Annotated in this window: 8 protein-coding genes; 7 read left to right on the top strand and 1 reads right to left on the bottom strand. The window is 65.1% G+C overall.

Translation table 11 applies throughout. The features are described from left to right. Positions 1-15 precede the first annotated feature (15 nt). From HN018_RS22865 to HN018_RS22835, 7 genes are all read left to right on the top strand, one after another. Positions 16-2,388: a TonB-dependent receptor plug domain-containing protein gene (locus HN018_RS22865; RefSeq protein WP_171836218.1), complete on the top strand. Its 2,373-nt coding sequence runs from the start codon at positions 16-18 to the stop codon at positions 2,386-2,388. Positions 2,389-2,603: 215 nt separating this feature from the next. Next, the gene (locus HN018_RS22860) at positions 2,604-3,338 is read left to right on the top strand and encodes a transporter substrate-binding domain-containing protein (RefSeq protein WP_171836217.1); all 735 of its coding nucleotides are present in this window, start codon (positions 2,604-2,606) and stop codon (positions 3,336-3,338) included. Then, positions 3,335-4,165: an amino acid ABC transporter permease gene (locus tag HN018_RS22855; RefSeq protein WP_171836216.1), complete on the top strand. Its 831-nt coding sequence runs from the start codon at positions 3,335-3,337 to the stop codon at positions 4,163-4,165. The genes HN018_RS22860 and HN018_RS22855 overlap by 4 nt, the downstream gene beginning before the upstream one ends. Before the next feature lie 24 nt (positions 4,166-4,189). Continuing rightward, positions 4,190-5,110: a tripartite tricarboxylate transporter substrate-binding protein gene (locus HN018_RS22850; RefSeq protein ID WP_171836215.1), complete on the top strand. Its 921-nt coding sequence runs from the start codon at positions 4,190-4,192 to the stop codon at positions 5,108-5,110. Between the two features lie 2 nt (positions 5,111-5,112). Next, positions 5,113-7,380, top strand: coding sequence for a GMC family oxidoreductase (locus HN018_RS22845; RefSeq protein WP_171836214.1), 2,268 nt, complete (start codon positions 5,113-5,115; stop codon positions 7,378-7,380). Next, the gene (locus HN018_RS22840; protein ID WP_171836213.1) at positions 7,377-8,534 is read left to right on the top strand and encodes an NAD(P)/FAD-dependent oxidoreductase; all 1,158 of its coding nucleotides are present in this window, start codon (positions 7,377-7,379) and stop codon (positions 8,532-8,534) included. The genes HN018_RS22845 and HN018_RS22840 overlap by 4 nt, the downstream gene beginning before the upstream one ends. 163 nt (positions 8,535-8,697) lie before the next feature. Beyond that, entirely contained in the window at positions 8,698-11,055 is a 2,358-nt protein-coding gene (locus tag HN018_RS22835) for a TonB-dependent receptor plug domain-containing protein (protein WP_171836212.1), read from the top strand. Between the two features lie 211 nt (positions 11,056-11,266). Here the strand turns inward: HN018_RS22835 and HN018_RS22830 are convergent, their stop codons facing one another. Continuing rightward, positions 11,267-11,980 carry a GntR family transcriptional regulator gene (locus tag HN018_RS22830; RefSeq protein WP_171836211.1) on the bottom strand — a complete coding sequence of 238 codons (714 nt, stop codon included), beginning with the start codon at positions 11,978-11,980 and terminating at the stop codon, positions 11,267-11,269. Positions 11,981-12,320 lie beyond the last annotated feature (340 nt).

Raw genomic sequence — 12,320 nt, 5'->3', positions numbered from 1 at the left:
TTGAAAGGAACATCCATGTCCCGGCGCCTGCTTTTTTCGGGTAGCGTTATCGTCAGCGGCTTCTTGGTTTCGAATCTCGCCGCCGCGTCGGCCGCGACCCCCAGCAACGGCCCGCAGGCCGACACCAGCGAGCAGGTCATCGTCACCGGCACACGCGATCCGCATGCAACCGCCCGCAGCAGCATCAGCCCGGTGACGGTGATCAGCGGCGCGCAGCTGCGTTCAACCGGCCAGGCAGACATACGCGACGCCCTGACGCAGCTCGCCCCCTCGATCACCCGGCCGGACATGGCCGGCGGCAACGCCAACCTTGTTGACGCGATCAGCTTGCGCAGCCTGACTGCCGACCAGACGCTGGTGCTGGTCAACGGCAAACGGCGCCACGGCACCGCGATCATCGCCGATTACGAGGGTCCGCAGACCGGCACCACCCCGGTCGACATCGACATGATCCCGACCGCGTCGGTGGATCACGTCGAGATCCTGCAGGATGGCGCCGCCGCCCTTTATGGCTCGGACGCCATCGCCGGGGTGGTCAATATCATCCTGAAAAAGAACACCCATGGCGGCACCGTGCAGGCGATCAACGGCGGCTACGAGGCCGGCGACGGATTCACCACCGGCGAGACCGCCACCTACGGCTTCGATCTTGGCGGGCGCGGATATTTCGATCTGAGTGCCGAGGTCAAGCATCAGGATCACACCATTCGCGTCGGCCCGGACAACCGCGTGAACGCGAAGCTCAACCCCTTTGTCGGCAACCCGCAATCGACCCGGGAAACGATCGGCTACAATGCCGGCTACGACATCACCGACGTGCTGCAGGCTTATTCGTTCGCGACCTACGGGCACCGCAACGGGGAAGCGTTTCAGAACTACCGGACCCCCACCACGGCGCCCAGCGTTTATCCGAACGGGTTCGTGCCGCAGATCGCCTTGTCGTCGAACGATTTCAGCTTCACCGGCGGCCTTCATTACCAGCTTCCGCAGGACTGGATGGTCGACCTGAGCACCACCTATGGCGGCGAATACGACAGCATCAACATCTTCGACACCATCAACACCTCGCTTCTGTCCGATTACGGAAACACCCAGACTCGTTTCCATAACATGTCGTTTGACGACACCGAGTGGACAACCGATCTGGGCGTCCGCAAGGCGTTCCAGAACACCATCTTCGCGTCGCCGATCAACTTCGCGATCGGCGCGCAATACCGCTACGACACCTACGATGTCGGCGCGGGCGAGCCGAACGCTTACTATGGCAACGGTCCCGAAGCCGAGGACGGCCTGTCGCCGATCAGCATCAGCCATGCCGGCCGGGACGTCACAGCGGGCTACATCGACCTGTCGACGCACATCGTTCCCAAGCTGCAGATCGATCTCGCCGGCCGGTTCGAACATTACACCGATGCCGGCGACACCGAGACCGGCAAGGTTTCGGCCCGCTACGACTTCAACAAGTTCATCGCGCTGCGTGGCGCGGTCAGCAACGGGTTCCGCGCGCCGTCGCTGGCGGAGGAGCACTACACCAGCCTGGGCGTGCTGCCGACGGGCGCCCAGGGCATCCTTGCCGTGGACTCCATCGCCGCCCGGCTGCTGGGGGCCCAGAGCCTGAAGCCAGAGCGTTCCACCAACTTCAGCGTCGGCGTGCTCATTAACCCGCTGCCGCGGATGCACTTCGCCGTGGACGCCTACCAGATCAACATCCGCGACCGCATCGCGCTGGGCGGCAACTACAACGGCGAGGCGGCGATCAGCGCCCTGGCGGCGCAGGGCATCAGCATCTCGAACTCCGTGATTCCGGCGGACGTGTCGGCGCAGTATTTCGCCAACGCCGCGAGCACCCACACCCACGGCGCCGACATCACCTGGACCTACGAGACGCTTCTCCCGAACCAGAACCGCATCGACTGGGATGCCGAATTGAACATGAACGAAACCAAGGTGTTCAATGTCGCCGCGGACAAGAATGGCAACGCGCTGCTGAACAAGCAGGGCATCGGCTACCTCTCGACCTACTTCCCGAAAAACAAGCTTATCGTCGGCGGTCACTGGTTCGGACAGAAGTTCGACTTTGCGCTGCACGAGGTCCGCTACGGATCCGCACTGTCGCAGCTCCAGTACACGAGCGGCGCGAACGCGTACTCGAACACGAACTTCCTGGCCTTCCAGAACACCCCGCAATGGGTCACCAACCTGCAGCTGGGCTACCAGGCGACAAAGCGGCTGCATCTGGCGATCGGCGCCAACAATGTTTTCGACGCCTACCAGCGGAAAATCCCTCCGGCCAACCAGTATCTCGGCGTTTATCAGTACGACTATACGGTTGAGCAGGTCGGCATCAATGGCGGGTTCTACTATCTGCAGGCCAATTTCAACTTCTGAGACAGCTGTTTCTGGTGCAGAATGCGGGTCGCCGACCCGCATTCCAGCCTCGCCAGTGGAGACATGATGTGAAGCGATTACGTCGCATCCAGTTCGGACTGGCCGGGCTCGTGGCGATGCTCGGCATCATCAGCGGTGCCGGGGTCGTTGCGCATGCGGCCGGGCCGCGGGACGATCTGCACGCCCTGCTTCCGGACCGGATCAAGCAGAGCGGGGTGCTGACGATCGCGACGGATGCCCATCACCCGCCAAACGAAAGTTATGCCGACGACGGCAAAACGATTGTCGGTTTTGAGCCCGATGTCTGGAACACGCTCGCGACGCTGCTCGGCGTTACCACGCGGGTGGTGTCGATCGATTTCGACGGCCTCATCCCCAGCGTGCAGTCCGGCCGGTTCGACGTCGCGTTCGAGTCGCTGTCCGATGACACAGCGCGCGAGCAGCAGGTGACGTTCATCGACTACGCGAACGCCAGCGCCGTCGTCTACGCGCCCGCCTCGACCGCCGTCACCACCGATGCGAACAGCCTGTGCGGCCTGAAGGCGGGGCTGCAGGCGGGCACCGACTTCGCCACCAGCATTCGCAGGCTTTCAACCGCCTGCACGGCGCATGGCAAGCCGGCCATCGACGCCATGGAATACGCGTCCGACGCCGCGACAGTGATGGCGCTTTACGCGCAGCGGGTCGATTTCGCGGTGGATGACCGGCTGGCTGCGAAAAAGATGACCGAGCATTCGCCCCGGCCGTTGAAGATCGTCGATGTCGGCCTGCCCCGCTTCACGGTCGGCGCCATCGTCCGGCACGACGACAAGCAGCTGGCGGCCGCGCTGCTGGCGGCGCTGGAACGGATGCACCAGGACGGCAGCTACGCGGCGATCCTTTCCAGGTGGCAGGTCAGCCCGCTGGCGCTCGACCATCCAGGCCTGAACCTCGCCGCCGGCCAACCATGATCGCCGCATCCCGGCATGGCGGCGGCGTTGTTCTGCTGCGCACCGTTCCGTTGGTCTTCATGGCGCTGATCACGCTTGTTGTCTTCCGGTCGGTCTGGCTGAACCCGAACTTCCAGTGGACCGTGGTCGGGCAATATCTTTTCTCGCCCATCATCCTGCGCGGTCTGGGAATGACGTGCCTGCTGACCGTCCTGACGATGGTCGCCGGCATCGTCATCGGCGTGCTGCTGGCCTTTTCGCAGATCTCTGGCGTGCTGGCGCTTTCGGCACCGGCGCGCGCCTATGTCTGGGTGTTCCGCGGCACGCCGCAACTCGTCCAGCTCCTGTTCTGGTACAATCTCGCCGCACTTTATCCGCAATACTCACTCGGCATCCCCTTTCTCGCCCCGCATCTCCTGCATGGCTCGGTCAACGACCTCATCACGCCGATGTCGGCAGCCGTTCTCGGCCTCGGGCTGAACGAGGGAGCCTACATGACGGAAATCGTGCGCTCCGGTCTGGCCTCGGTGGGCCGGGGGCAGATGGAAGCCGCGCGCGCGCTCGGCCTCGGGCCGTTCCGCATCATGCGCCGCATCATCATGCCGCAGGCGATGCCGGTGATTCTGCCGCCAACCGGCAACCAAGTCGCGGGCATGCTGAAGGCGACCTCGCTTGTCAGCGTCATCGCCCTGACCGACCTCCTTTACGCCGCGCAGTCGGTGTATTCGCGAAACTACCAGACCATCCCGCTGCTGGTCGTCGCCTGCATCTGGTACCTCACGGCCACCACCGTGGTGAGTTGCATGCAGCGCGCGCTCGAGACCAGGGTCGGCCGCCACAAGCGGTAGCGCCCGACGCCCGCGAAACAAGAATTGCTGGAAGAACTCCTTATGCAAGTTCCGAACACCGAGATCGTGGACCTCGTGGTCCACGGCCCGCCCGGCAGCGCGCCGCCCGTGCTGGCGGACGCGCTGCTCGCGGCCCTGGCGGAAGCACACAGCGACGAACGGCCCTACAGGCTCGTGCCGCGCGGCAACGATCCCGGCATCGACGCCATGCATCTGCTGCTGACCCGCCCCGGGGACGACGCCATCCTGTCGACCTGCACGCCCGTCTTCCTGCAGGCGCCGATGCTGCGCGGCATGACGCTGACGCATCGCGCGCTGACCCCTCTCGCGCGCCTTGTCAGCGACCATTTCTTTCTGGTGGTGCGCACGGACAGCGCCTGGAAAACCGCCAATGACTTCGTTGAAACGCTGCCGCAGCGCAAAACCAGGACCGGCGGCTACTTTCTCGGCGGCATCAACCATCTTCTTGCCCTGTCGATCGCCGAGGCGACAGGGGCCGAGATGGAATTCATCATCACGCCGACCGAGCCCGCCGTCTGGGACGCGCTGATCGCCGGCGAGATCGACTGGGGCGTCGGCGTCGGCGCGGAACTGCGCCCGCATCTCGAAGCCGGCACGATCCGGGTCATCGCGGCCCTTGATGTTGACAGGCGGCAGCCCTTCCCGGATGTGCCGACGCTTTGGGAGCTGGGCGTGCCGGTCCGGTTTACCATGTGGCGCGGCCTGATGGGGCCTCCATTGCTGAGCGAAGCGCAGCAGGCCGTCTGGCACGCGCGGATCGAGGCGATGACGCGCACGCAGGCCTGGCAGGAGTACCTGACGCGCAACGGCCAGGTCAGCGCGTTCCTGCCCGGCCCAGCCTTCAGCGACTTTCTTAAAACCGAATGGACCTGGTACGAGAAGCACCTGACGATGGCGGGACTGCTCGGAACAAAGAGTTCCTAGGCATGGTTGCAATGAATCCCACCGAACTGCGGACGCTTTCCGCCTTGTTCGACTGCATGTTTCCCGCATCGGCCTCCGTTCCCGGCGCGTCGGCGATCGGCGCCGACGCCTATCTGGCGGGCGTTCTCGCGGGACCGTACGCCGCCGACCTCGAAACATACCGCGCCGTGTGCCACGGCCTCGACCGCGCGAGCGGCGGCAGCTTCGCTCAGGCAGACGCCGGAACACAGCACTCCGCCATCACCGCACTGGAAAACGGCACGCTCCGGGACCTGCGGGAAGAGCGTCCGGGCATCACCTTCGATCTGGTGCTGCGTCATCTGCGCGAAGGGCTGTTCGGCGATCCGGTCCATGGCGGCAACCGGGCGATGATGGGGTGGCACGCGGTCGGCTTTCCAGGAGTCGAGCCGGGCTTCACCGCTGAGCAGCAGCGCCTCGACTACGTCCACCCGCCGGCCGCCCGCAGCCTGCGCGACCTGCCCACCGACACGCTGCGGAAGGCGCCGGCGGTGGAAGTCGCCGGCGGTCCCGCCCCGACCCAGGAAGGCCCGACCCAGGACGGGCAGCCCAGGCGCGAGCAACCCTCGGGCGAGCAGCCTTGGGGCGAAGCGGATGTCGTGATCGTTGGCGGCGGCGCCGTGGGCGGCTTCCTTGCCCGCAAGCTGGTGATGGGTGGCCTGCGTGTGGTCATGCTGGAAGCGGGCGCCACGCGGACCGGGCGCGAGCACCGGATGGACGAGCTGAGCGCCACGGCATTCCGCAACGAGGGCGGCGGCGCCAAGTTCAACCGCGAGATACCGACTTGGCGCCGCAACGACGGGGAGCAGGCTACGCGCGCAATACGGTCCCAGGGGCTGGAAACCGCGCTTGGCGGCAACTCGGTCGCCTGGGGCGCGGTCGCCATGCGCTTCTACGAGGACGATTTCCGTGTCCGCAGCGCGACGGCCGCGCGCTATGGCGCCGACCGCATCCCGCCGAACTCGAGCCTCGCCGACTGGCCGCTTTCCTATGACGATCTGGCACCGTTCTATGACGAGGCCGAGGACCTGCTCGGTGTGTCCGGACAGGCCTGGACCAGCACGGGCGGTAACCCGTTCGAAGCGCCGCGCCATCACGGCTACGCCATGCCGCCGCTGCGGACGAGCGGCCTTGGCGAGCTATTCGCCGATGCCGCCCGCACCTGCGGTTACCACCCGTTCCCGCTTCCCGCGGCGATCCTGACCGAACCCTTCCGCGGTCGCGCCGCCTGCACCTATTGCAGCTTCTGTTCGCGCTTCGGCTGCCATGTCGACGCGAAGGCATCTGCGCAGAACACCGTGCTGCCCGAGGCGATGAATTCCGGACTGTTACGCATCGTCAGCGGCGCGCGGGTCCTGCGCGTGCTCACGGACGGATCCGGCCGCGCCACCGGCGTGCTGTACCGGCAACCGGACGGCGAGGAGCGCATCCAGCTCGGCGGGACCATCGTGCTGGCCACCTACACCTTCGAGAACGTGCGCCTGCTGCTCCGCTCCACCGATAGCGGCCACGCGCGCGGGCTTGGCAACGAGACCGGCCAGGTCGGGCTGCACTACATCACGCGCCAGCAGCCCGCGGTCTACGGCGTGTTCGGCGGCCGCAGGCTCAACCGCTTCACCGGACCCACCGCGCAGGCGCAGGCGATTGCGGATTTCTCGGCCGACTTCTTCGACCATTCGGATCTCGGCTTCATCCGCGGCGGCCGCATCGCCGCGTTCAACCAATATCTGCCGACCGAAGCGTCGGCCGTGCTGCCGCCGGATGTGCCGCGCTGGGGGGCCGCGTGGCGCGACTTCTTTGTCCATGCCTTTTCCCGCACGGCAATGCTGTTCATCGATCCCGAGATCCTGCCCTACGCCAGCAACCGCCTCGACCTCGATCCGGAATACAAGGACGATCTCGGCCAGCCGGTGACCCGCATCACCTTCGACATCCACCAGAACGAACGCCGCCTGACCGACTTCCTCCAGGACAAAGCCGACAACCTGCTGCAGCGGATGGGCGCCACCCGGATCTGGCGCCGCCCGCCGCTGACCGGCCCGATCAGCACCCACGACGTGGGCGGCACGCGGATGGGTCATGACGCGCAAAGCTCCGTCATCGACGGGTTCGGCCGCGTGCACGACACGCCGGGCCTCGTCGTGCTGGGCGGATCGACCTTTGTTTCGCTTCCGGCGGTCAACCCGTTCCTGTCCATTCTCGCCCTCGCCCTTCGTGCCGGCGACAAGATCCTCCAGGATGCCGCACGATGACCACCACCACGCAATGCGCCGTGCTGGGCAGCGGCGTGATCGGCGCCTCGATCGCCTATCATCTGGCCAAAGCCGGAGCCCGTGTGGTTCTGATCGATGCGGCCGAGCCCGCCGTCGCCCCGAGCGCCAGCTGGGCCAGCGCGGGCGGTCTCCGCTCGCAGGGACGCCATGGCCCCGAACAAGCCATCAGCATCATGGCGGCGGCGCGCTGGCGGACGCTCGAACAGGAGCTGGACGCCGATCTGGGCGTGCTTCTCGGGGGTCACCTGCATGTTGCCGAAACCGAGGCGGAAGAGGCGGCGGTCCTGGCCCGGGTGCAAGCCGACCGGGATGCCGGCATCGCTATCGAGCAGGTCGGCGCCCGGGAGATCCGGGAGATTGCGCCGGACCTGTCGGCGCACCTGCGGCTCGGCGCCTGGACCCCTGACGATGGCCAGGCCAATCCCGCACGCGTCGCGCAGGCGTTCGCGCGTGCGGCCGAACGCCATGGCGCGGCCTGTTTGCTCCGCAGCCCGGCACAACCGCTGGTCGAGCTAGGGCGCGTGACGGGGCTGCTGCTGCCGTCCGGCGAAACGCTGCGCCCGGAACACGTGATATTGGCCGCCGGCGCCTGGAGCATCGGCTGGCTGCGCGAGATCGGCTGCACGCTTCCGCTTCGCTGGCGCGGCCTGCAGATGCTGCTGTCCGATGCGTCGCCGGCGCGGGTATCCCCAACTGTGACGGCGGTGGGACGGAACCTGTCGCTCAAGCAGAGCCCGTCCGGGGGCATCATAATCGGCGGCCGCTGGTTCGCGCGTCCGGTCGGCGCCGCGCCGGCCGTGGAGCCGATCGAGGATCACGTCCTGCGGCAATGGGCGGGCGCGACCGCGATTCTGCCGGATCTGCGCAACCGTGTTCTGCAACGCAGCTGGGCGGGCGCTGAAGCGCAGACCCTCGACAGCATGCCGTTCATCGGTTCGCTTGGCGAAACCGGTGTTTATCTGGCGACCGGTTTTTCCAATCACGGGTTTCAGGTTTCCCCGATGATCGGCGCACTCGTCGCCGACGATCTTCTTGGTCAAAAGCAGGACCTGCTGAACCCCTTCCGTCCCGAACGATCTGGCGTTCCCGACGACGCGTGGTTTCGGTTCGAACGTGAACCGTTTCGGAACTAGATCCGTTCGATCCGCCACGACCGCGGATCGCGTGCGAGGGAATCTGGTCACAGATAGGGAAATAATTCATTTCGCGCATAATTTTCTTGCGCAAAACGCATATTGCAAATGGTATATCAGCATCGTCTCTTTCGTGCGACCAGCTCTAGTTACAGGAAACAAAATGATCGCGAAGCCGGCGGCGTTCCTTCTCGCCACGACCTGCCTCATCTCCCCGTCGGCCTTCGCTCAACCGGCCGAGGATCCGGCCAACACCTCTTCAAGCGAACAGGTCATCGTCACCGGAACCCGCGATCCGCACCAGACGGCGCGCAAGAGCCTCAGCCCAATCACGGTTGTCAGCGCGAAGGAGCTGGCGGCAACCGGCCAGCCCGATCTGCGCGACGCGCTGACCCATCTTGCGCCGTCGATCACGCGCGAGGTGCTCAACGGCGGCAACGCCAACTTCCTTGACACCATCGCGCTCCGGACCTTGTCGCAGGACGAGACCCTGATCCTGGTCAACGGAAAACGGCGCCACACCACGTCGGTGATCAACGACACCGGCGCGCAGCTCGGCAGTACGCCGGTCGATATCGGGATGATCCCGATCTCGGCCATCGACCACATCGAGATCCTGCAGGATGGTGCCGCCGCACAGTACGGTTCGGATGCGATCGCCGGCGTCGTCAACATCATCCTCAAAACAACCAACCACGGCGTCACCGCGCAGGGCGAAGCCGGCGGATACTACAAGGCAGATGGCTTCACGACCGACGATGCGGTGGGCGGCGGCATCTCGCTCGGCAACAGCGGTTACCTGAACCTGAACGCCGAGTTCAAGCACCAGGACAACACCAACCGCGGCGGCCCGGATAACCGGCTCGGACAGCCGGTGGACCAGTTCTTCGGGTCTCCCCAGGAAACCCGGGAAACGGTCTCGTACAACGCGGGCTACGACCTTTCCAGCAACATCTCACTGTACTCGTTCGCCACCTACGGCCACCGCAACGGCGAATCCTGGCAGTATTACCGGGTGCCCTCGTTGCTGCCGCAGGTCTTTCCGGCGGGCTTCGACCCCGTCAGCGCGATTGACGAGAACGACTACAGCGTCACGGCCGGAATCAAGGACTACAATCTCGGTGGCTGGACGCTCGATCTCAGCACGACCTATGGCGGCGACAACACCGACTTCTCGCTTTTCAACAGCGTCAACACGTCCTTGTATGCCGCCACCGGCGCCACACCCACGCGTTTCAGCCAGATGAGCTACGCCAACACGGACTGGACCACCGATCTTGGCCTGCAACGCGCCTTCGACTTGCCGCTGCTTGCGTCACCGCTGAACTTCTCGATCGGCGCCCAATATCGCTACGACACCTACGACGTGCGCCCGGGCGAGCCGGCTTCCTATTACGGCTCCGGTCCGCAGGGCCAGGACGGATTGTCTCCGATCAGCAGAAGCTCTTCCGGCCGCGACGTCACCGCCGGCTACATCGATGTCTCGACCCACATCCTGCCGCATTGGCAGATCGATCTCGCCGGTCGGTTCGAGCACTACACCGACGCGGGCAACACCGAGACCGGCAAGGTCTCCACCCGATACGACTTCAACCGGTTTGTTGCCGTGCGCGGCACGGTCAGCAACGGCTTTCGCGCGCCGACCCTGGCGGAAGAGCACTTCACCAGCCTGGAAACCACGCCGACCGGCGCGAGCGGAATCCTTGCCGTCGACTCCGCCGCCGCGCGCAGCCTGGGTGCCCGGGCGCTCAAGCCGGAGCGCTCCACCAACTTCAGCGCCGGCCTGGTCCTGAACCCGATCGACCGCCTGCAGATCACGATCGACGGGTATCGCATCAACATCCGCGACCGGATCACCCTCGGCGGCGTTTACAATGGCCAGTCGGCAATCAACGCGCTCGAATCACAGGGCATCGCCCTGGCCAGCACCGTCGTGCCGGACTCCGTTTCGGCACAATATTTCGCGAACGCGGCCAGCACCTACACCTCGGGCATCGACATTGCCGCAACCTACATCACGTCCCTCGGTCGCTATGGCCGCATTGCCTGGGACGCGTCGTTCAACGCCAACTACACCTACGTCAAGAACATCGCCAAAGACCAGAACGGCAACGCGCTGCTGAACGCACAGGACGTCGCCTATCTGTCGACGTATTTTCCCCGCAACAAGCTCATCGTCGGCGGCCACTGGACAAAGAACCGCTGGGACATCGCCTTGCACGAAATCCGCTACGGTAGCGCAACGTCCCAGCTCACCTATGTCAGCGGCGCCAATGCCTACTCGAACTCCGTGTTCGATGAGTTCGTGGATCAGCCGCGCTTCGAAACCGATCTCTCGGTCGGCTATCAGGTGACTCCGCATCTGCACCTGACGCTCGGGGCGAACAACCTGTTCAACGCGTATCCGAGCCGCATCCCGTACAACACGTCCTATCTGGGCGTCGATCGCTCGGACAAAGGCATCGAACAGATCGGGATCAACGGCGGCTTCTACTACCTGGCCGCCAACATCGCGTTCTGAACGCCGGCAAGGGCGCCATCAGTGGCGCCGGATATCCGTAAGGACGCCGCCTTTCCTGCAACAGGCGGTTTGGCGGCACCCCCGCATCAATCACCGATGCGGGGCGGTAAGGGACAGGCCGGAGCAGTGCCTGTCAATGCTAACGAGACGCTCTACCGGTCGCCGTGAAGAGCGGCGACGTCCTGTCCACATCCGTGGCAACGCCGCCCGGTCAGACACCGATCCCCACGCTGATGGACGGCGAACGGAGGATCGACTGCGTCAGCCCGATCCGTGTCGTCTCGATATGTTCGGCCATGATCGACGCCGCTTCCTTGGCGTCGCGATGGCGCAGAACGGTGACGATGGTGCTGTGGTCGCGATTGGTTTCCACGTTCACGTCTCGCGTACGGGCGCCGATATAGAAGAAGCGCTCGCTTTCCTCCAGATGCGCCATGATGAGCGACTGCAGGCGCCGGTTGCCCGAGCCTTCGGCGATGGCGGAATGGAACAGTCGGTTCGACTGGACGAAATGATCCAGCGTTCGGCTCTTCCCGACCGTGTAGGACGCGCCTGCCACCTTATCCAAGGCATCCAGCGCACCGGGCGACATCGCCTGGGCGGCCAGCGCCGCAGCCGCCGGCTCCAGCAATGCGCGGATCGCGAACAGATTGTTGATGTCGCTGATCGTCACCGGCGTGATCCGGTAGCCTCGTCGTGGAAAGGTGTCGACGAAACCTTCCAGATCGAGGCGCCCCAGGGCCTCGCGGACCGGCGTCTTGCTCATCCCGAATCGGTCCGCGAGCTCCAGCTCGGACACTTCCGCTCCTGGAGGGAGCTCGCAGGTAATGATCTCCTTACGCAAGATGGCGTAGGCCTGTTCCGTCAAGGACGGCTCGCGGTCCTGCGCCGTCTGGCGCCGACCAACCTTCTGGTGCCTTAGCATTCGCCCCCCGCGCGGAAACTGAACCGGTCTTACCGCCGTTCCCGCTTAATCAATATTCGTATGGCATACGGTGTGAGATATCAATTATCGAAATGGTGAGCCACCGGCCCTGCCGGCCGAAGGATCGACTTTCGTATTCCGCACCGGGCGGACCAGGGTGATTGGTCGCGGATATCAGCGCCTTGGCTGAACGCAACACCCGTCGATCTGGCGCCGGAACGGTGGTTGCTTAGTTAAACAGGAACGCGGCGCCAAGCCGTCAGCTGCCGAACTGCGTCCTGGACGCCGGCTTCCGTCAGGCAAACGCCTAGGCCCGGCCGTCCCGGCGCGGTTGCCCAGG

It is taken from the genome of Lichenicola cladoniae (assembly GCF_013201075.1).
GTDB lineage: Bacteria > Pseudomonadota > Alphaproteobacteria > Acetobacterales > Acetobacteraceae > Lichenicola > Lichenicola cladoniae.
The sequence above is the reverse complement of the archived record's forward strand: the minus strand, read 5'-3'. Positions and strand labels throughout refer to the sequence as shown.